General features: G+C 41.0%; 23 protein-coding genes. 22 read left to right on the top strand and 1 reads right to left on the bottom strand.

The window, feature by feature from the left end:
* Positions 1–14: 14 nt before the first annotated feature.
* From prmA to recO, 18 genes are all read left to right on the top strand, one after another.
* Positions 15–959, top strand: coding sequence for a 50S ribosomal protein L11 methyltransferase (gene prmA, locus LG330_RS11520; RefSeq protein WP_404403973.1), 945 nt, complete (start codon positions 15–17; stop codon positions 957–959).
* 6 nt (positions 960–965) lie between these two features.
* Complete coding sequence (locus LG330_RS11515) at positions 966–1718, top strand: 16S rRNA (uracil(1498)-N(3))-methyltransferase (RefSeq protein WP_404403971.1); 753 nt, start codon at positions 966–968, stop codon at positions 1716–1718.
* A gap of 4 nt (positions 1719–1722) precedes the next feature.
* Entirely contained in the window at positions 1723–3060 is a 1338-nt protein-coding gene (gene mtaB, locus LG330_RS11510) for a tRNA (N(6)-L-threonylcarbamoyladenosine(37)-C(2))-methylthiotransferase MtaB (protein WP_404403969.1), read from the top strand.
* Between the two features lie 176 nt (positions 3061–3236).
* Complete coding sequence (gene deoC / locus LG330_RS11505; RefSeq protein WP_404403967.1) at positions 3237–3905, top strand: deoxyribose-phosphate aldolase; 669 nt, start codon at positions 3237–3239, stop codon at positions 3903–3905.
* A gap of 254 nt (positions 3906–4159) precedes the next feature.
* Complete coding sequence (rpsU, locus tag LG330_RS11500) at positions 4160–4333, top strand: 30S ribosomal protein S21 (protein WP_039809800.1); 174 nt, start codon at positions 4160–4162, stop codon at positions 4331–4333.
* Between the two features lie 20 nt (positions 4334–4353).
* The gene (locus LG330_RS11495) at positions 4354–4800 is read left to right on the top strand and encodes a GatB/YqeY domain-containing protein (protein WP_404403965.1); all 447 of its coding nucleotides are present in this window, start codon (positions 4354–4356) and stop codon (positions 4798–4800) included.
* A gap of 190 nt (positions 4801–4990) precedes the next feature.
* The gene (locus LG330_RS11490) at positions 4991–6307 is read left to right on the top strand and encodes a nodulation protein NfeD (protein WP_404403963.1); all 1317 of its coding nucleotides are present in this window, start codon (positions 4991–4993) and stop codon (positions 6305–6307) included.
* A gap of 18 nt (positions 6308–6325) precedes the next feature.
* Positions 6326–7324 carry a flotillin-like protein FloA gene (gene floA, locus LG330_RS11485; RefSeq protein ID WP_404403961.1) on the top strand — a complete coding sequence of 333 codons (999 nt, stop codon included), beginning with the start codon at positions 6326–6328 and terminating at the stop codon, positions 7322–7324.
* A 17-nt stretch (positions 7325–7341) separates the two neighbouring features.
* Positions 7342–7773, top strand: a complete 432-nt coding sequence (locus LG330_RS11480; protein ID WP_404403959.1) for a hypothetical protein — start codon at positions 7342–7344, stop codon at positions 7771–7773.
* Between the two features lie 53 nt (positions 7774–7826).
* Positions 7827–8111: a YabP/YqfC family sporulation protein gene (locus LG330_RS11475; protein WP_404403957.1), complete on the top strand. Its 285-nt coding sequence runs from the start codon at positions 7827–7829 to the stop codon at positions 8109–8111.
* On the top strand, positions 8047–9276 hold the full coding sequence (locus LG330_RS11470; RefSeq protein WP_404403955.1) for a sporulation protein YqfD: 1230 nt from the start codon (positions 8047–8049) through the stop codon (positions 9274–9276). Before LG330_RS11475 ends, LG330_RS11470 begins: the two co-directional genes overlap by 65 nt.
* Positions 9273–10238 (top strand): PhoH family protein, encoded by a 966-nt coding sequence (locus LG330_RS11465; RefSeq protein ID WP_404403953.1) that lies wholly within the window; start codon positions 9273–9275, stop codon positions 10236–10238. Before LG330_RS11470 ends, LG330_RS11465 begins: the two co-directional genes overlap by 4 nt.
* A gap of 219 nt (positions 10239–10457) precedes the next feature.
* Positions 10458–12605: an HD family phosphohydrolase gene (locus LG330_RS11460; RefSeq protein ID WP_404403951.1), complete on the top strand. Its 2148-nt coding sequence runs from the start codon at positions 10458–10460 to the stop codon at positions 12603–12605.
* Positions 12602–13078 (top strand): rRNA maturation RNase YbeY, encoded by a 477-nt coding sequence (ybeY, locus tag LG330_RS11455; protein WP_404403949.1) that lies wholly within the window; start codon positions 12602–12604, stop codon positions 13076–13078. The genes LG330_RS11460 and ybeY overlap by 4 nt, the downstream gene beginning before the upstream one ends.
* A gap of 2 nt (positions 13079–13080) precedes the next feature.
* Entirely contained in the window at positions 13081–13443 is a 363-nt protein-coding gene (locus tag LG330_RS11450; protein ID WP_404403947.1) for a diacylglycerol kinase family protein, read from the top strand.
* Between the two features lie 135 nt (positions 13444–13578).
* Positions 13579–13977 (top strand): cytidine deaminase, encoded by a 399-nt coding sequence (locus LG330_RS11445; protein ID WP_404403945.1) that lies wholly within the window; start codon positions 13579–13581, stop codon positions 13975–13977.
* The gene (era, locus tag LG330_RS11440; protein ID WP_404403943.1) at positions 13970–14875 is read left to right on the top strand and encodes a GTPase Era; all 906 of its coding nucleotides are present in this window, start codon (positions 13970–13972) and stop codon (positions 14873–14875) included. The genes LG330_RS11445 and era overlap by 8 nt, the downstream gene beginning before the upstream one ends.
* A gap of 24 nt (positions 14876–14899) precedes the next feature.
* On the top strand, positions 14900–15670 hold the full coding sequence (gene recO, locus LG330_RS11435) for a DNA repair protein RecO (protein WP_404403941.1): 771 nt from the start codon (positions 14900–14902) through the stop codon (positions 15668–15670).
* A 39-nt stretch (positions 15671–15709) separates the two neighbouring features.
* On the opposite strand, the gene LG330_RS11430 is transcribed toward recO, so the two are convergent.
* The gene (locus LG330_RS11430) at positions 15710–17077 is read right to left on the bottom strand and encodes a glycine--tRNA ligase (RefSeq protein ID WP_404409577.1); all 1368 of its coding nucleotides are present in this window, start codon (positions 17075–17077) and stop codon (positions 15710–15712) included.
* A 377-nt stretch (positions 17078–17454) separates the two neighbouring features.
* Between LG330_RS11430 and LG330_RS11425 the strand changes: the two genes are divergently transcribed.
* The 4 genes from LG330_RS11425 (at position 17455) to dnaG (ending at position 21615) form a co-directional block, all read left to right on the top strand.
* Entirely contained in the window at positions 17455–18093 is a 639-nt protein-coding gene (locus LG330_RS11425; RefSeq protein ID WP_404403939.1) for a helix-turn-helix transcriptional regulator, read from the top strand.
* Positions 18094–18105: 12 nt separating this feature from the next.
* The gene (locus LG330_RS11420) at positions 18106–18915 is read left to right on the top strand and encodes a pyruvate, water dikinase regulatory protein (RefSeq protein WP_404403937.1); all 810 of its coding nucleotides are present in this window, start codon (positions 18106–18108) and stop codon (positions 18913–18915) included.
* A gap of 375 nt (positions 18916–19290) precedes the next feature.
* Positions 19291–19740 (top strand): DUF188 domain-containing protein, encoded by a 450-nt coding sequence (locus tag LG330_RS11415; RefSeq protein ID WP_404403935.1) that lies wholly within the window; start codon positions 19291–19293, stop codon positions 19738–19740.
* Positions 19741–19806: 66 nt separating this feature from the next.
* Positions 19807–21615, top strand: a complete 1809-nt coding sequence (dnaG, locus tag LG330_RS11410) for a DNA primase (RefSeq protein ID WP_404403933.1) — start codon at positions 19807–19809, stop codon at positions 21613–21615.
* Positions 21616–21629: the final 14 nt, after the last annotated feature.

Raw genomic sequence — 21629 nt, 5'->3', positions numbered from 1 at the left:
ATGGAGCTGGTCTGATGAAGTGGTCAGAAATAAGTATTCATACAACAAATGAAGCAATTGAGCCAATTTCCAATATCCTGCATGAGTCTGGTGCCAGTGGCGTTGTTATTGAGGATCCGGGTGAACTATTAAAAGACAGGGAAGATCAGTTCGGCGAAATATATGACCTGAACCCTGAAGATTATCCAGATACAGGTGTCATGGTGAAAGCCTACCTTCCTGTTAACAGTTTTCTTGCTGAAACGGTTGATGGCATTAAACAGGAAATTAGTAATCTGATTTCATTTAATATTGATATTGGTGAAAATACAGTTGCCGTCAGTGAAGTGAATGAAGAGGATTGGGCTACTGCGTGGAAAAAATATTATAACCCTGTAAAAATTTCTTCAACCTTTACAATCGTACCTACATGGGAAGATTATGAAAGGGTTTCAAGTGATGAGCTGATCATCGAACTTGACCCGGGCATGGCTTTTGGAACAGGAACTCATCCAACTACTGTTATGTGCATCCAGGCGCTCGAACGTACAGTGATTAAAGGCGATACGGTGATTGATGTAGGAACCGGCTCGGGTGTGTTAAGTATTGCGGCAGCTTTGCTTGAAGCTTCGTCGGTACTCGCACTTGATCTTGACGAAGTTGCAGTCAAGTCAGCAACTGAAAACATCAAACTGAACCGTGTGGAAGAAACGGTTTCTGTTTCCCAGGGAAATCTGTTAAGCGGGACTTCAGAGCCGGTTGATGTCATAGTAGCGAATATACTGGCTGAAGTCATTATGACTTTCACAGATGATGCTTATTTAATGACAAAGCCGGGCGGCACATTTATCACTTCAGGCATTATTAAACAGAAAAAAGAAACAGTAAAAGAAGCGCTCAAAACTTCAGGTTTTGAAATTGATGAAGTAATGACAATGGAAGACTGGGTAGCGATTATCGCTACTAAGCCGGAAGCGTGATCAGGGATGCAGCGTTATTTTATTCAACACAAACCGGGTGAAAACGGGATATTATTAATCGATGGTGAAGATTATAAACATATTGTCCGTGTGATGAGAATGACTGAAGGTGACAGCGTCATTGCAGTTCTTGATCAGCATACCGTTTACGAATCAGAAATTGTAAAAATCGAAGAGAATCACCTTTCTCTCAAGCCGGTCAGTAAAATTGAACTTCAGTCTGAGCTGCCTGTAAATGTAACAATTGCTCATGGACTGCCAAAAGGCGATAAGCTCGACTATGTGATTCAAAAATCAACTGAACTGGGTATGACAGCACTGAAGCCGTTCACTGCTGAAAGATCGATTGTAAAGTGGGATCAGAAAAAAGGTAAGAAGAAGGCTGAACGCTGGAACAAAATTGCAAAAGAGGCTGCTGAGCAGTCACACCGGTCTATTATTCCGGAGGTGGAAGAGCCTGTAACTTCAAAACAATTACGTTCGTCTTTTCATGAATTTGATGCTATTATGATGGCATATGAAGAAGATGCCAAATCTGGAGAGGTGTCGAACTTTTATCAATTCCTGAATCAGTTGGAGACAAATGCTAATGTGCTTGTCATTATTGGTCCTGAGGGCGGTTTCTCTGAAAATGAAGTGAACGAGTTTACGCATGACGGGGCAGTCAGCTGTGGTTTGGGACCGAGAATATTAAGAACTGAAACCGCACCATTATACATATTGGCTGCGATTTCCTATCATTTTGAATTAATGAGGTGAAAAAATGGGAACAGTCGCATTTCATACGTTGGGATGTAAAGTGAACCATTACGAAACAGAGGCAATCTGGCAGCTGTTTAAAGCAAACGGATATGACAGAGTAGAGTATGAAGAGTCATCTGATGTGTACGTGATTAACACCTGTACAGTAACAAACACAGGTGACAAGAAGAGCCGTCAGGTAATCAGGCGGGCGATCCGCAAAAATCCTGATGCTGTTATTTGTGTGACCGGGTGCTATGCCCAGACGTCTCCTGCAGAAATTATGGCGATTCCTGGCGTAGATATTGTCGTTGGTACACAGGACCGTACAAAGATGCTTGATTATATTGAACAATACAGACAGGAAAGACAGCCAATTAACGGTGTGACAAACATCATGAAAAACCGCGTCTACGAAGAACTGGATGTACCGGCCTTTACTGATCGTACACGGGCCTCACTGAAAATTCAGGAAGGGTGCAATAATTTTTGCACATTCTGTATTATTCCGTGGGCTCGGGGCCTTATGCGTTCAAGAGATCCTGAAGAGGTCCTCAGACAGGCTCAGCAGCTTGTAGATGCAGGCTATAAGGAAATCGTTTTGACAGGTATTCACACAGGTGGGTATGGAGAAGATATGAAGGATTATAACCTGGCAATGCTTCTTACAGACCTTGAAGAAAAAGTAACAGGACTTAAGCGGATCCGTATTTCATCAATTGAAGCGAGTCAGCTGACTGATGAAGTAATCGAAGTCATTGACCGCTCAAACATGGTTGTAAATCACCTCCACGTTCCTCTTCAGTCAGGTTCAAATACAGTCCTGAAAAGAATGAGACGTAAATATACAATGGAATTTTTTGCTGAAAGACTGGAAAAGCTCAAAAAAGCACTTCCAGGACTTGCGGTTACTTCTGATGTAATTGTTGGTTTCCCTGGTGAAACGGAAGAAGAATTTATGGAAACATATAACTTCATCCGCGAGCAGAAGTTCTCAGAGCTTCACGTGTTCCCGTATTCAAAACGTACCGGTACACCTGCAGCGAGAATGGATGATCAGGTAGATGAAGAGGTTAAAAATGAGCGTGTACACAGACTGATTTCACTTTCAGATCAGCTGGCAAAAGAATATGCTTCTAATTACCAGAATGAAGTACTCGAAGTGATCCCTGAAGAACCATTTAAAGAAGATACAACAGGCTCTTTATATGTCGGTTACACAAGCAACTATCTGAAAGTCGTATTCCCTGCTAATGAAGAGATGGTTGGCAAGCTTGTGAAAGTTAAAATCACAGAATCAGGATACCCTTACAATAAAGGTGAATTTGTAAGAGTGCTTGAAGAAGAATTAACGGTATAAAGCGTTAAGTAATAGATTTTTTTAAAACAAATCGCCAATAAGATAAAAAAGTTCAATTTGATGGAATGATTTTAAAAGACTTAGACAATAATTTTGTCTAAGTCCTTTTATATTAGGCATTTCAACCGCTAAGTGTTAAAATAGGTACGTACATCTAAATGAAAAGGGGTATTACCATGACACAAATCGCAAAAATGATCGACCATACACTACTAAAACCGGAAGCAACGAAAGAACAGATAACTAAACTGTGTGAAGAAGCAGCAGAGCACGGTTTTATGTCTGTATGCGTAAACCCATACTGGGTGAAGCTTTCGGCAGAACTTCTGCATTCAACAGATGTAAAAGTCTGCACAGTAATCGGCTTCCCACTCGGCGCATCTGCGACTGAGACAAAAGCTTTTGAAACGAAACAGGCAATTGAAGATGGTGCAACTGAAGTGGATATGGTGATTAACATCGGCGCACTGAAAAGCGGTGACTTTGACACAGTAAAGCAGGATATTCAGGCTGTAACTGCTGCTGCAAAAGGAAAAGCACTATCAAAAGTGATTATTGAAACTTCACTTCTGACTGAAGAAGAAAAAGTGAAGGCTTGTAAGCTTGCAGTTGAAGCAGGTACTGACTATGTAAAAACTTCCACTGGTTTCTCAGGGGGCGGTGCAACACCTGAAGATATCGCACTGATGAGAAAGACTGTGGGACCTGACCTGGGCGTAAAAGCTTCAGGCGGAGTACGATCTGCAGAAGATGCACAGGCAATGATTGATGCAGGAGCTACACGTTTAGGTGCAAGTGCCGGCATCAAGATCGTTCAGGGACAAACGGCTGACAGTGATTATTAAAGTTTAATTCAACAAATGATCATCAGCTGAATCTCGAAGTCTTTTCAACTCTTAATTGAGCGCTGAAAAGGCTTCTTATTCTTTCGAATACCTGTTGACCAGCACTTATACTTGGTTTATACTGTATAAGTACATGGGATTACCCATGAATGTCAGTAAGTATCCCTATCTTACTGCATGCAATGAAGAATTCACATTCGTGTTTCTCTTTGCTTGAATATGTAAGCGTAGTGTTCGGAGGGAGGGAATTAGAGATGTCAAAAACGGTCGTTCGTAAAAACGAATCACTCGAAGATGCTCTTCGCCGCTTTAAAAAGACTACATCAAAGGCTGGTACTCTTCAGGAGTTCAGAAAGCGTGAATTCTATGAAAAGCCAAGCGTTAAGCGTAAGAAAAAGTCTGAAGCTGCAAGAAAGCGCAAATTCTAATATAGGAGCAGGTGCATGAAGTGAGTATGTTAGATCGTCTGAATGAAGATATGAAAACAGCAATGAGAAATAAGGAAAAGGAACGTCTTTCAGTAATCCGGATGCTTAAGTCTTCGTTGCAAAATGAAGGATATAAAGTTGGCCATAGTGATTTAACTGAAGATGAAGAATTGACTGTGCTTTCCCGCGAGTTAAAACAGCGGAAAGATTCTTATGCTGAATTTAAATCTGCAGGTAGAGATGATCTGTCTGATAAGCTTCTTGATGAAATCGCCTTAATTGAAACCTATATGCCCCGTCAATTGACAGAAGAAGAGCTTGAAGTCATTGTGATCGAAACGATCAATGAAACAAATGCTTCCTCTAAAGCTGATATGGGCAAAGTGATGAGCAGTATTATGCCTAAGGTCAAAGGCAAGGCTGATGGAGCCCGTATTAATAAAATGGTTCTCCAACACTTATCATAAAACTGAATTTGTTTATTCAGGTTCAGACCAATCAAGCCGTGTTTGCAATGTGCAACACGGCTTGATTTTTTTATATTAAACATTCAGAATAAAAGTAAGGTTAAAAGTGAAACCTTTTTTTGATACATACGTATAGTAGGTAAGTCATTAATAGCTACCCAGTCACTGGCAGATAGAAGGGGGGAGTAAAATGAAGATTATCGGAGTGAAACTGTTAGCTGCCTTTGTTGTCTTATTGTCACTGTTCTCTTTTGTTCAGCCGGCAGATGCAAATGGTCAGAAAGTGTATGTGGCTCCGGTTAAAAAAGAGGTTGAAAGAGGATTGGCAGCATTCCTTGAAAGGTCGATTAATGAAGCTGAAGAAAATGATGCTGAAGCGTTAATACTGGATATTAACACGCCAGGAGGAGCTGTAAACGCTGCTGAGGAAATCGGTGAGATTATGCTGAACAGTGAAGTTGATCTCATTGCATACATTAATCCGAATGCTTTGTCAGCAGGTTCTTATATTGCACTGTATGCAGATGAAATTTATATGTCGCCTTCAGGTAAGATGGGTGCTTCTGCTGTGATTACAAGTGCAGGTGGAGATGCTGATAGAAAAGCTCAAAGCGCATGGCTTGCTGCGATGATCAATGCTGCTGAGTCTTCTGATAAAAACAGAGATCCGAAATTCGCTGAAGCAATGGTTGATCAGTCCATTGAGATTGATGGAGTTGTTGATGAAGGTGAGCTGTTAACCTTTACGCCTTCAACAGCGGAAGAAAACAATTACTCTGAAGGGACTTATGCGAGCCTTGATGAATTGGTCGCTGGACTCGGGTTTAGTGATGCTGAAGTGGTTTCTGTAGAACCAACTTTTACTGAAAACCTGGCACGTTTTGTCACGAATCCGATTGTAGTACCGATTCTCCTTTCAATGGCAAGTCTTGGTCTTATACTTGAATTGTATTCGCCAGGATTTGGTATAGCAGGTTCGCTGGGACTTGGGGCACTATTACTATTCTTCTTTGGTCATCTAATTGCAGGGCTTGCGGGAATGGAAGTGTTAATTTTATTCCTGATCGGATTAGCCCTCGTGATTGCAGAGTTCTTTGTGCCAGGAGGTATTCTTGGTATCGCTGGACTTGTTGCAATTGTTGTCAGTATCCTGCTTGCAGGAGAGAGCATTGCATTTATGGGTATTGCATTATCTGTAGCGCTTTTAGCTGCAGTGATCGGGATGGTGATAATGGTGAAATTTCTTGGTAAAAATCTTCATATGCTGAAGAAAATTATATTGAGTGATTCAACCAATACTGAAAGTGGTTATGTGTCCAATGTGAATCGCCATGAGCTGATTGGACAGACCGGCATAACCAGAACCGCCTTAAGACCTTCAGGCACAATTATTATAGAGAACGAGCGTATTGATGCAGTGAGTGAAGGCAGTTACATTAATAAAGATGTGAAAGTGTTAGTTGTGAAAGTTGAAGGATCACGTATTGTTGTTAGAGAAGTTGATTAATTTTAAGGAGTGAATTAAATGGGAACAGAAGCAATTACGTTAATTATTATTGTTGTTGCTGCAGTGATTTTGCTAAGTGTCATCTTTACGTTTGTACCAGTGGCACTTTGGATTTCAGCACTAGCAGCAGGTGTTAAAGTTAGTATCTTTACTTTAGTAGGGATGAGATTAAGACGGGTTATTCCAAGCAGAGTCATTAACCCGATGATCAAAGCACATAAAGCAGGTGTTGATGTAACGATCAACCAGCTTGAGAGTCACTATCTTGCAGGCGGTAACGTTGACCGCGTTGTCAACGCACTGATTGCAGCACAGCGAGCAAATATCGAGCTTGCTTTTGAACGATGTGCAGCAATTGATCTTGCCGGCCGTGATGTACTGCAGGCAGTTCAAATGAGTGTAAACCCTAAAGTAATTGAAACACCATTTATTGCCGGTGTGGCAATGGACGGAATTGAAGTAAAGGCGAAAGCAAGAATTACAGTACGTGCCAACATTGACCGACTGGTCGGTGGTGCAGGTGAAGATACAATCGTAGCCCGTGTAGGTGAAGGGATTGTCAGCACAATTGGTTCGAGTGATAACCATAAAAAAGTACTTGAAAATCCAGATCTTATTTCACAAACAGTATTAGGTAAAGGATTAGATTCAGGAACAGCGTTTGAAATTCTATCGATTGATATTGCTGATGTTGATATCGGTAAAAATATTGGTGCAGAACTTCAAACAGAGCAGGCTGAAGCTGATAAGAATATTGCACAGGCGAAAGCTGAAGAACGCCGTGCAATGGCCGTAGCACAGGAGCAGGAAATGAAAGCGCGCGTAGAAGAAATGCGTGCGAAAGTTGTGGAAGCTGAAGCAGAGGTACCACTTGCGATGGCTGAAGCACTCCGTGAAGGAAATATCGGTGTAATGGATTATATGAATATTAAAAACATTGATGCAGACACTGATATGAGAGATTCAATTGGAAAGATTACAGGCAACAAAGATGATAAAGGTGGCAGCAAAAACTAAGTTAGGAGGCTGACTCCGTGGAGATTCTCATCATGGCGGTCATTGCGGGTGTCATCAGTCTTCTAAATAAACAGAAGAAGGAAGCACCTGCAGAAAAACCGCCGGTACAAAAGCCTACAGTATCTAAACCGAGAAACCTGAAAGAAACATTTGATAAGCATGCAAAACAGCTGGCAGAGGAATACGACAAACAACGCAAAACCTTTGAGGAATCTCAAAGGCCTAAGCGTGAATCCCGTGAACAAAGTCAGTTGAAAAAACAGGCAGCTCCAGTGGTTTCTCAGGAAATTGCAGCTGATAGCAGAGTGAAACCTGCTGTAAAGTCAGATCCGATTAAAGAATCTGATATTACAATCACTAAAGAATTAAAACCAAGCGATGTAGTGAACGGTATTATCTTTGCCGAAGTACTTGGGCCGCCAAGATCAAAACGTAAACATAGACAGTGAATGTCATGCCCCCTTCAGTTAAGACATAATCTTAACTGAAGGGGGTTTTTTACATGGTTAAAAAACATTGGTTAAGCCGGGCCGCTGACTGGCTGGACCTGCCTGAAGACTTAATAACCGATTTGCCGAAAATAGAATGGATTGCCCTTAAAACAGTAAAGATAGAAAACCATAAAGGTTTGATCCATTTTTCTGATACGTCTATCGTGTTTGCTGTCAGTCACGGCTCGCTCACGATTACAGGAAAAGATCTGGTCACCAGCAGCCTTTCGAATGAGTATGCGTCAGTACATGGAGATATTGTTCAAATTCATTTTAAAGGTCAATCAGATGATTAAAGGATATCTCCGTGTTAAAGTTTCTCTCCGTGGGACAAACAGCAGTCTTGTGATCAGCAGGCTACTATTGAATAACATTTCTCTGGAACAGGTTATATGTAAAGAAGAAACTACATTTATGATCAGGTATACTGATCTCGCAGCACTTAGAAAAGCAGTGAGGAGATCAGGAGTAAAAGTCTCACTGAGTAAAGAGGGCGAAAATCATAAAATACTTGAATTCACGAAAATGAATATTCCCTCGATTGCAGCATTTTTGTTATCAGCATTCATATTCTTTCAGGCATTTCAATACATATGGGCAGTTGAAATGACAGGTCCAAACCCTGAAATCAGGGATGAAGCATTAGAAATTCTGGAGGAAAAGGGCATTAAACCAGGCGTTCATCATTCCAACCTTTCACTGAATCAGCAAAGCGCTTCTGTTTTGTATAAAGAAATTGACCAGCTGTCATGGATCGGGTATGAGAGAACAGGATCGAAGCTGAAGGTGACATTAAGAGAGAAGGATTCTCTTCATAATAAAAAATCTGATCAACAGGCACATCTTGTAGCTTCTAAAACAGGCACGATACATACCTTATCTGTCAGTTCAGGTACCCCGCTGGTTAAAAGAGGGGATGTAGTAAAGAAAGGAGAAATCCTGGTTTCGGGCTATATTGGCCGGGAGGGGTATGAGAAAGGAATCAGAGCCGATGGATCAGTCAAAGCATTAACCTGGTATACAGTCAGTGTAAGTATGCCTGTAAAAAATAAAATAAAAAAAATAACAGGTCAGACTCACAGTAAATATGCACTGCAATTCAGATCTTTTACAACACCATTCATCTCCTATAAAAAAAGTCCATTTAAAAACCAGATCAGACAAATCAGCGATCAGCCGCTTTCTGTTTTAGGTTTTCATCTGCCGTTTAAGTTGGTGGAAAAGGAATATAAGGAAATATCCGAATCAGAAATGGATTTTTCCGAAGAAGACTATAAAAATGTATTGAAAAAAATCGCTGAAAAAGATGTATTATCATTTACTGAGGGGAGCGGGCAAATTCTGGAGGAGAAAATTTTGCATGAAGATATTGAGAATGGTAAAGTTAAATTAACAATTTTCTACGAAGTATTAGAAAATATTGCAGCAACTAAACCTTTTACCGAGGAGACACGCGAATGATTGAAGAACGGATTACTGTAGATATTAAATTGGAAGATCCGAATGAAGCAGTTCAGCTGTTTGGTAATTCTGATTCACATCTTAAAACGATTGAAGAAGATCTTGATATATCAATCATTTCCCGGGGAGAATCCCTGCGGATTACCGGGAAAAATGAAGACATCGAAAAAGCAAAAAATGTGATCAGTCAGCTGCTCAGTGTGATTAGAAAAGGCATCCAGATCAGTCAGAGAGACGTCATTTATGCTGTTCAAATGTCACATAGAGGAACAATTGAATACTTTGATGAACTGTATGATGAAGAGATCACAAAAAATGCCAAAGGTAAGTCAATCAGAGCAAAAACGATGGGTCAGCGTCAATATATCAACGAAATCCGGAAAAGAGATCTGGTATTTGGTATTGGTCCTGCAGGTACCGGTAAGACATATCTCGCAGTAGTGCTGGCAGTTCACGCTTTAAAAAATAATAAAGTGAAAAAAATTATTTTAACCAGGCCTGCTGTTGAAGCTGGTGAAAGCCTTGGTTTTTTACCAGGCGACCTGAAAGAAAAGGTTGATCCATATTTAAGACCGCTCTATGATGCGCTGCATGATGTATTAGGCACTGAACAGACTCAGCGGTTTATCGAGAGAGGTGTGATTGAAATTGCTCCTCTTGCTTATATGAGAGGCCGTACACTCGATGATGCATTTGTGATTCTTGATGAAGCGCAGAATACAACATACGCACAGATGAAGATGTTTTTAACACGCCTTGGATTTGGATCTAAAATGGTGATCACAGGGGATCAGAGTCAGGTAGACCTTCCAAAAGGAATGGAATCAGGCCTGGTTGCTGCCCAGAAAATATTAAAAGGCGTTCCCGGAATCGGTTTTAATTATCTCGATCAGGCAGACGTTGTCAGACATCCGCTTGTAGCAAAAATTATCGGCGCCTACGATCAAAAAGGCAGCGTATAAAACTTTTGCTTTTAATTCATTAAAGTTAAAATAGACAAAATTTTAACTTTAAAACTTGTATCAGTGAAGCGTAGCGAACCGATTCTAAAAGCTAGGGCAAAATGTCTTAGCTTTTTTTGTGTTTACAAATGTCTAATATCGGAACTATACATTATTTGCTATACTATAAGTCAAGATGATTCAATTTTCATACATACTAGTATTTCGGGAGAGGATTTTATGCAGAAATGGGTCCGAAGCATGAAGGATCTTTTACATTATACTTTCTTTAAATGGATTCTCTTAACAATCGTAGGGCTGGCTTCTTTTCTGCTGCTATTTTCTCATGTGAGCCCTGATACTTATAATACACGTCTGTTTTCTGTAGCCGATGAAACGATCAGATCACCTAAAACGATTGTAGATGAACGTCTTTCAGAAGCTGAGCGGGAAAGAGCTGCTGCTGAAGTTGAACCGGTTTATCAATACAGACCGGAAATTACAGAGAACCGGACCTCCCTGATCAGTTCGATCTATGAATTTGCAAAGGATTTTAATCAGGTACCTGAAGAGGGAGAACCTCCGACTGAGCAGACAGTGTCAAATGACATGCTCGAGAGTCTGAAAAACGCGTTATCTGAAGACGTTTCAGAAAATGTCACTGAATCAATCAATGACCAGACATTCAGACAGCTGTTAGCTGCAACTGATGATGGTCTAGATAACGCAAAGAATATTACAATTGATCAGGTTGAAAGAGTGATGCAGGAGCCCTTTAAGCAGGAAGAAGCGCTTGCGAAAAAGAATGAAGCTGCAGATAATATTGCACAGTTTTCACTCAATGATAATCTGATGAACGCTGCGATGGATCTTGCAAGGTTTGCTGTTGTTGAAAATAATATTTATGACCCTGAGCAGACAGAAGCAAGGATTGCACAGGCTGTGGAAGCGGTTGAACCTGTCCAGATCCTTGAAGGTCAGGTCATCGTGCAAAAAGGATATTTAATTGACAGAGATGTATACCGTCAGCTTGATGCGCTTGGTCTCACAACGAATGAAGCGAGTCCTGAACCCTATATTGGACTGGCTCTATTTTCACTGCTGATTATGCTGATCATTCATTTTCATTTTTCGTCGTGGAAAATCAGTGAAGAAACAAAAGGGCTTTATCTCGTCCTGGTCAGTATCATTCTTGTTCTTTCATTATCTTTAATGAAGGCTGCTGAGTTAATCAGAGAGCTTGAAATCCTTCAGGTCGGTTATATTTTCCCGGCAGCAATGGCGCCAATGCTCTTGAAAAGTATGATTAATACAAGAGTGGCTCTGATTATTACAATGATCCAGGCATTATGTGCGAGTATTATATTTAATGATATGATGACTGGTGCAGTAAATGTTGAAGTATCACTTTACTTTTTATTCAGCGGACTTGCAGGTATCCTGTTTCTATCAGACAGCAAAAGAAGAACACATTTGTTAAGAGCGGGACTATTTGTGTCAGCTGCCAACCTGATGTTTCTGTTCTCACTTACGCTGATTGAAAGCGGGCAGCTGTCAGCAATTGACTATACGCTGTTTGCTGTGTTTGCGATCATATCAGGTGTATTGTCATCGATTCTAACGATAGGGCTGCTGCCATTATTTGAGTCAGGTTTTGGTATCCTTTCAACAATGAAGCTGGTTGAACTATCCAACCCAAATCATCCGCTGCTGAAAAAAATTCTGACTGAAGCACCAGGCACTTATCACCACAGTGTAATGGTTGCCAATCTCGCTGAAGCTGCATGTGAGGCAATTGGAGCAAACGGTCTGCTTGCAAGAGTAGGCTGTTATTACCACGATATTGGAAAAACGAAAAGACCTCATTACTTTATTGAAAATCAGATGTCAGGACATAACCCGCACGATCATCTAGACCCTCAGACGTCCCGAGATATTATCATCTCGCATGCAAAAGAGGGTGCGGACATGCTGCGTAAATATAAGCTTCCTAGCGAGTTTGTTGATATAGCTGAACAGCATCACGGCACAACGCTTTTGAAGTTTTTTTACTACAAAGCGAAAGAAAAAGGGCTCGATCCGGATGAAGAGGAATACAGGTATCCCGGACCAAGACCGATGACGAAAGAAACAGCTGTCATTTCTGTAGCCGATAGTGTTGAGGCCGCCGTTAGGTCAATGAAGGATCCGACACCTGAAAAAATTAAAAAGCTTGTAGAATCGATTATTCAGGATCGGCTGCAGGATGGACAATTTAATGAGTGTGATATTACAATAAAACAGCTGGAAACAATAAAAACTGTGTTTTGTGAAACGTTAAACGGGATTTTCCATTCAAGAATCGAATATCCTGATTTTAAAAAAGAAGAGAGGAAGAAGGAAGCATGACAACTTTACACATTGATTTTATAGATGAAACAGAATGGCTGTCAGATGAAGACACAAATTTAATCAGCGACCTTCTTTCATATGCTGCGAAAGAAGAAAAGATAGATGAAGCTGAGTGTTCGATTTCATTCGTATCAAATGAAGAGATCAGAGTAGTAAATAAAGAATACAGAGGAAAAGATAAATCGACAGACGTGATTTCTTTTGCGCTTGAAGAAATGACTGAAGATGAAGTTGAAGTAATCGCAGCAGGTGATATGCCAAGAATGCTTGGCGATATTATCATTTCGGTTGAAAAAGCGAAAGAGCAGGCTGAGGAATACGGACATACATTTTCAAGAGAGCTCGGTTTTCTCGCACTTCACGGCTTTTTACACCTGCTTGGATATGATCATATGAACGAGCAGGATGAAAAGGCGATGTTTGGGAGGCAGGATGAATTATTAAAAGGCTTCGGACTTTCGAGGAACTGATGATGAAGCTCAGGAAATTCATGCTTTCTTTTAAATACGCCGGACATGGACTGAAAGATGTTTTTAAACAGGAGCAGAATTTCAGGTTTCATACGGTGGCTGCTGTATTAACAGTAGCTGCCGGCTTCTTTTTTCGAATCTCAGTGACGGAATGGCTGATTATACTGATCGCGATTGGAAACGTGATGGCACTCGAACTGATCAACACTGCTGTCGAACGTACGGTGGATCTGATTTCTCCTGAAAATCATCCGCTGGCAAAGAAAGCTAAAGATGCGGGTGCTGCCTCGGTATTAGTATTTTCGATTGCTGCAGCAATTGCCGGCGCGGTCATATTTGTCCCGAAATTAATCTCAATTATGTAATGCGGAGTTTTTACATTAATTTAGACCTCATTTATAGTATAATAAGGTATAAGGAGAATTACTTAACCGATTCGGTGAGTCTTCTCCTTTTTTTAACCCTAAAACGAAACAATAATTTTTTAAAGGAGTAAATATATGGATTCTAATTTATTGATTAAAGAAGCGAAAGAAGCACGTGATAAAGCATACGTGCCATATTCTAAATTTAAAGTTGGTGCTGCCCTTCTGACTGAAGACGGAAAAGTGCATCACGGATGTAATATTGAAAACGCAGCATACAGCATGTGTAACTGTGCTGAACGGACTGCGCTGTTTAAAGCGGTTGCAGAGGGAGACCGCAAATTTAAAGCGATTGCAGTTGTAGCAGATACAAAGCGCCCAGTTCCTCCATGTGGAGCCTGCCGTCAAGTCATAGCAGAACTGTGCCCTCAGGACATGGTTGTATACTTAACAAACTTATCAGGTGACATTCAGGAATTAACCGTAGCTGAGCTGCTTCCTGGTGCATTTATGCCGGAGGATCTAAATGGATAATAAACATAAGTCGGGATTTATCTCAATTGTCGGTAGACCGAATGTAGGCAAGTCAACCTTTTTGAATCGTGTGATTGGACAGAAAATTGCCATTATGAGTGACAAGCCTCAGACAACAAGAAATAAAATTCAGGGTGTATTGACGACGAATGACAGTCAGATGATTTTCATTGATACACCTGGTATTCATAAACCTAAGCACAAGCTTGGGGATTTTATGATTAAAATGGCGACAAATACTTTTCGTGAAGTTGACCTGATTTTATTCATGGTCAATGTAGATGAAGGATATGGCCGTGGTGACGAGTATATTATGGAGCTGTTGCAGGGAGTTAAGACACCTGTTTTTCTTGTATTAAATAAAATAGATACAGTACACCCGGATGAACTGCTGCCGGTTATTGATCAGTACCGATCAAAATTCGAATTTACAGAAACGGTTCCAATTTCAGCGCTAGAAGGAAATAACGTAGAGGTTCTGTTAAATCAGATCTCTGAGTACCTTCCTGAAGGTCCTCAGTATTATCCTGCCGATCAGGTGACAGATCACCCGGAACGATTTATTATTTCGGAGCTAATCCGTGAAAAAGCGCTTCACTTAACACGGGAGGAAATCCCACATTCGATTGCCGTATCAATTGAGCAGATTAAAAAGGAAAAAGGCAGAGAAGTTGTTGATATCATGGCAACGATCGTGGTGGAGAGAGATTCACAAAAAGGAATTGTGATTGGTAAAAGAGGTGCAATGCTGAAGGAAATTGGTCAGCGTGCACGTGAGGATATTGAGAACCTTCTAGGGTCTAAAGTATATCTCGAATTATGGGTGAAAGTACAAAAAGACTGGCGGAATAAAGCCAACAGCTTAAGAGACTTCGGGTTTAACGATAAGGAGTATTGAGCTGGTCTAAAGGAGACTTGATGAATGCTTCATAAATGTGAGGGAATCGTCATCCGGACAAGGGATTATGGTGAAACGAATAAAGTTGTTATTCTTTTCACCCGTGAGCTTGGAAAGGTTGCCCTGATGGCTCGCGGTGCTAAGAAAACCAATAGCCGCCTGTCATCTGTATCACAAATGTTCACACACGGCATATACCTTTATCATGGCGGCAGCGGTATGGGTTCACTGCAGCAAGGAGATATGATCAGCTCATCAAGAACAATGAAAGAGGATCTTTACAAGGCCGCTTACGCCTCTTATATGGCAGAGCTTCTTGATAAAGCGGTGGAAGATCGTAAACCAAACCCTTTTTTATTTGAACTGCTTCAGCAATCATACGCGTTAATTAATGAAGGCTATGATGAAGAAGTCATTTCCTACATTTTCGAATTAAAACTGTTGCCTCTTTTCGGTGTACAGCCGGTCTTAAACCAGTGTGTAAATTGTGGAGCGGGTGAAGGGGATTTTTCATTTTCTTTCCGTATGAATGGTTTTCTATGTCACCGCTGCTGGCATCTTGATGATTATAAGCTCCCACTTTCAGCAAAGACTGTGCGGATCATCAGGCTTTTTTTCTTTATCGACCTCGGAAGGCTCGGAAAAGTATCACTGCAGGAAAGCACGAAGCAGGAATTAAAGAAAGTCATCAGGACCTATTACGATGAGTACGTAGGTGTCTACGCAAAGTCCAGATCATTTCTTGATCAGATGGACCGCATGAAAAAGACGATGGAAGGTCCTAAGGATACGTAAAAGCGTGCAGCTCATGAGCTGCACGCTTTTTGCTTTTAATTAAAACTTAATTTTATCCTCAATAAATGACTGTACTTCAGCAATCGGCATGCGGATCTGCTCCATTGTGTCGCGGTTGCGGACTGTTACCTGCTGATCCTCTAAAGAATCAAAATCATAAGTAATACAATAAGGTGTACCGATTTCATCCTGTCGTCTGTAACGCTTACCAATTGACTGAGACTCATCATAATCAACCATAAAGTGCTGTGAAAGCTCTTCAAACACCTTAATTGCATCGCCGCCAAGCTTCTTTGAAAGCGGGAGTACTGCTGCTTTATAAGGAGCCAGTGCAGGGTGGAAGCGAAGAACGGTTCTGCTGTCATTTTCAAGTTCTTCTTCTTCATATGCATCACACAGGAATGCAAGTGTTACACGGTCAGCACCAAGTGAAGGCTCAATACAATAAGGAACATACTTTTCATTTGTCTGCTGATCAAGATAGGTGAAATCCTCATTTGAGTGCTCCATATGCTGCTTCAGGTCAAAGTCTGTACGGTCTGCAATTCCCCACAGCTCTCCCCAGCCGAACGGGAATTTAAATTCGATATCAGTTGTTGCGTTACTGTAGTGGGAAAGTTCATCCTCATCATGGTCACGCAGACGCATGCTGTTTTCTTTCATGCCAAGGTTTAACAGCCAGTTCTTACAGAATTCTCTCCAGTAGCCAAACCACTCAAGGTCTTCACCGGGTTTGCAGAAAAACTCAAGCTCCATTTGTTCGAATTCACGTGTTCTGAATGTGAAGTTACCAGGTGTGATTTCATTTCTGAAACTCTTACCGATCTGGCCAATTCCAAATGGTACACGTTTTCTCATTGTCCGCTGAACATTTTTAAAGTTAACAAAGATTCCCTGAGCAGTTTCCGGGCGCAGGAAGATTTCGTTTGTAGAGCCTTCAGTTACACCCTGGTGCGTTTTGAACATCAGGTTAAACTGTCTGATGTCGGTAAAGTCTTTAGCGCCGCAGGTAGGGCATGCTACATCATACTCTTCAATCAGCTCTGCCATCTTGCTGAATGGAAGACCGTCCACAATAATTTCTTCGCCTTTTTCCTCAATTGCAGCTTCAATCAGCTTATCGGCGCGGTGTCTCGCTTTACAGCTTTTACAGTCGACCATAGGATCATTAAAGTTTCCGATATGACCGGAAGCTTCCCATGTTTTCGGGTTCATCAGAATCGCTGCGTCAAGGCCGACGTTATGTGGAGATTCCTGAATAAATTTCTTCCACCATGCTTTTTTAATGTTGTTTTTTAATTCAATTCCAAGTGGACCGTAATCCCATGTGTTTGCAAGTCCTCCATAAATCTCAGAGCCGGGGAATACAAATCCTCTGTGCTTGGCAATGTGTACGATATCATCCATATTTTTCGTCATGTACTGTCACTCCTTTTTAGTGTTGCTGTGCATGAAAAAAGCACCGTCCCTGGACTAGAGATCTGTCTAGTCCAGGGACGGTACTTCTTGACCGCGGTTCCACCCTGATTGATGCATGATGCATCCACCTTGATTACCTGCATTGCTCCAGAGTGCCGTTTCCCTTTGATCCGGGCTTTCACTATCCCCGGTCGCTACTTTAAAGGTACTTATCGCTCTTTCATCGCGCACGTCATTTATCTTTAAACAATCCTAACACGCTTTAATTGAATAGACAATAAAAATATATCTCAAATCATTTACTATGATGGTGCATTCATTTAGTATATAATATTGGTAAACAGTATAACACTATTGAATTTCGGGTGGTGAACAATATCGAACTGAATAAAAGACAATCTGAAATTCTCAAGATTGTAAAAGCAGACGGACCAATTACAGGGGAACAAATTGCAGACAGACTTCATCTGACACGGGCTACACTGAGACCGGATTTAGCCATTTTAACAATGGCTGGCTTCCTCGATGCAAGGCCCAGAGTCGGTTATTTTTATACAGGGAAATCAGGCACACAATTATTAACTGAAAACCTGAAAAAGCTATATGTAAAGGATTATCAGTCCATGCCGGTGGCAGTTCAGGATAATGTATCAGTATATGATGCAATCTGTCATATGTTTTTAGAGGATGTAGGTACGTTATTTGTCCTTGATCAAAAAGGGCATCTTGCCGGTGTAGTCTCACGGAAGGATTTGCTGAGAGCAAGCATCGGACAACAGGACTTAACGAGCCTGCCCGTAAATGTTATTATGACTAGGATGCCAAATGTCACTTATTGCGGGCCGGATGATCTCTTAGTAACGGTTGCTTCAAAATTAATCAGTAAACAGATTGATTCTCTACCGGTTGTGAAAAAAACCGAAGCGGGATATGAGGTCTCAGGCAGAATCACAAAGACTAATATTACAAAAGCATTTGTCAGCTTGTCAAAGGATGAAGGATAGGATGGTGGAGTCATGAACGAAGTGCACGTATATGTCGTATCAGACTCTGTTGGTGAAACTGCTGAGCTCGTTGCAAAAGCCAGCGTCAGTCAGTTCCGGCAGTCTAGAAAGTCAATTACAATCAAGCGTTTTCCTTATATAGAAGATAAGGGACATGTAGATGAAGTGATATCGCTCGCCAAAGACAACCAGGCAGTTATTGTCTACACGCTTGTAAAACCGCACGTACGCTCTTACATCGAAGAGCAGGTGAAATTACATCAGCTGACAGCGCATGATGTGATGGGGCCGATTGTCAGCTCCCTGCAGGAAGTGTGCGAGGAGTCTCCGATAAATGAGCCGGGAATGGTACACGATCTTGATGAGGATTATTTTAGAAAAATCGAAGCAATTGAATTTGCCGTCAAATATGACGACGGGCGGGATCCAAGGGGAATATTGAAGGCGGATATCGTGCTTGTGGGTGTTTCAAGAACGTCCAAAACTCCGCTGTCGCAATATCTGGCTCATAAGAGGCTGAAAGTAGCCAACGTCCCGCTTGTCCCAGAAATTGAACCTCCGGAAGAATTGTTTTTGGTAAATCCAAATAAATGCTACGGATTAAAAATCAGTTCAGATAAACTGAACCATATCAGAAAAGAGCGGCTGATTGCGCTTGGACTGAAAGATGATGCAACATATGCTAAAATGGAGCGGATTAAAGAAGAACTTGAGCATTTTGACCGGATTATCAGCAGGATGAAATGTCCGGTTATCGATGTGACGAATAAAGCAGTTGAAGAAACGGCTAATGTAATTTTAAATGATTTAATGAACAACTGATTAAAACAGATGTCTATGGGACATCTGTTTTTACATGGATAAAAAAATAAAGCATAGTTAAAGGTCATTGCTGTTTCTGCACAGCTGGTGATTGCATCGTAAGGGAGCGGCTCTTAGGAAGAAACGTGTGAGGCCATGGCGCAGTCTGGGAGTTCACCGCCCGGGCGTGGAAAGCGTCTCCTCCCGCTGCAATCAACAGCCAACTTTAAAAAAGCCAAAAATAAAAGTACAGAATGAGCGTAACAGAACCAAAATATTAGAAAACAATTTGTCGAAAATAATGGCGGTAGACAAGTAAATATACTATAATAAAAAATTGTGATAAAAGATACGCTAAAAAAGGGTTTTTGCGTAAAAGCGCAGAATGGTACCTATATGGAACATAATAAAAACGTATGTATTTATGTCGATGCAGATGCGTGTCCGGTTGAAGTGAAGAATAAAATTCTTGAGTATATATCTAAAGCGGATATCAGATTTGTAGCAACGTATAATCACTACAGCGCGAATGAAGATCCCTCTTTATGGACCTATATTGATGCAGGCAGTGAAGCAGTGGATTTATATATTCTTAACCGCGTTAAAGAGGGAGATTTAGTTGTTACGCAGGACATTGGTCTTGCTTCACTTGTACTGCCAAAAAGGGTTTATGCTATTTCACCCCGGGGAAAAGAGTACAATCAAGACACGATCGAGACCAGCTTGTCATTTAGATATTTGTATCAGGAAGAAAGAAAAAGAGGCAGGTTTCATTCTGGTCCAAAAAAGGTATCAAAAATTGACCTGGACACATTTACAGCATGTCTTAAAAAGTTTTTTGACTGAAAATGCAGGAAAAAAATGATTTTTGACGAACAATACAGTATCACAAGTTAAGTTGGTGGTGAATAAGTGCCAGAAAGAATACCGGAAGAAGTTGTGGATCAAATCAGATTAAACACCGATATTGTCGATGTGATCAGTGAATACGTTCAATTGAAAAAGCAGGGACGTAACTATTTTGGGCTTTGCCCATTTCATGGTGAAAACTCCCCGTCCTTTTCTGTGTCACCTGAAAAACAGATCTTTCACTGCTTTGGCTGCGGTGCGGGTGGGAATGTATTTACATTCTTAATGGATCATAACGGCATGTCTTTTCATGAGGCAGTCGCATCACTTGGAGATAAGACTGATGTGCAGTTTGAATTCAGCTCAAATGAAGAAGCTGAGGTGAGTCCGGCAAGCACAAATGAAAAAGCCCAGCTTGAGGGTATCAGTCTTCTAGAAAAGCTGTTTCATCACTTACTCATTAATACAGAAGAAGGACATGAAGCACTTGAATACCTTTTGGATCGGGGGTTTAATGAATCACAGCTTAACCATTATAAAGTCGGCTGGTCATTACCCGGCTGGGAAACAGCATCCAAGCTTCTTGAAAAAAAAGGCTTTGACCTTTCACTGATGGAAGAAGCAGGTCTTTTAATCAAGCGTGATGATGGAACTTATTTCGACCGTTTCAGAAACCGTGTGATGTTTCCAATCGAAGATGCCAAGGGCAGAACGGTAGGGTTTTCGGGAAGAATCATCACACCTGATAAGAATGAACCGAAATACCTCAACAGTCCCGAATCACCGTTGTTTCAAAAGAACAGCCTGCTTTTTAATTTTCATAGAGCCAGAGGCCCGATTCGCAAAGAGAAATTTGCAGTATTATTTGAAGGATTCGCAGATGTCATTGCAGCATCAGAAACCGTTTCAAATGGTGTGGCAACAATGGGTACTTCATTAACTAAACAGCACATCCAGCAAATCAAAAGGCTCACTGATACGGTTGTAATCTGCTACGATGGAGATAATGCAGGTACAGAAGCCGCATTTAAAGCTGCCGGTGAATTGAATGCAAGCGGTATGACTGTTAAGGTAGCCAGGCTGCCTAACGGTATGGACCCGGATGATTATATTCAGAAGTTCGGGGCCAAAAAATTCAGAGATGAAATCATACAGCACGCATCTTCCCTGATGGCTTTTAAAATGTGGTATCTGCGGTCCGGGAAGAATCTTCAATCAGAAGATGGGAGGCTCTCTTACATTAATGCTGTATTGCCTGAAGTTTCAACTTTAAGCAGCGCAGTTGAGAAAGAACTTTATTTAAAGCAGCTGTCAGATGATACGGGTGTTTCTTTTTCATCCCTTGAAGAGCAGCTCAAAACTTATTTACCTGCAAAAAAAGATGTTCAAGTGAGTCAGGAACCGGTCATTCCGGCTTCCAAAAAAGCTTCGATATTTAAAGCATATCAACGAGCGGAAAGATATCTCCTTGCCTATATGATGACCGGAAATGACACAGCTTATTCAGTGCAGGATCTAATGGAAGATCTGGCATTTCCAACAGATGATTATCAGGCGATATACACATATCTTCTCGCATATGTAGAGCAGGGCGGATCACTTGAACCGGGGGCTTTTATTGAGTATCTTCCAGACAGACATTTACGTTCTAAAGCGACTGAATTAACAATGCTGGAATTAAATGCTGAAGTAACAAAAGCTGAATTAGCAGATTATATAAATGAACTGAATAAATACAGGCAAGTAAATGTAATTAGACAAAAAGAGGCTGAATTAAAACAAGCTGAACAAATGAATGATATAAAAACAGCCACAGCTCTTGGAATGGAAATTTTTCAACTGTGGAAAGCTCTAAAGGGGCAACATCGTTAGGAAGTTGGAAGGAG

Source organism: Jeotgalibacillus malaysiensis (assembly GCF_044789845.1).
Classification (GTDB): Bacteria; Bacillota; Bacilli; order Bacillales; family Jeotgalibacillaceae; genus Jeotgalibacillus; species Jeotgalibacillus malaysiensis_A.
Note: the sequence above shows the minus strand (reverse complement) of the source record. Positions and strands in the feature narration are given on the sequence as shown.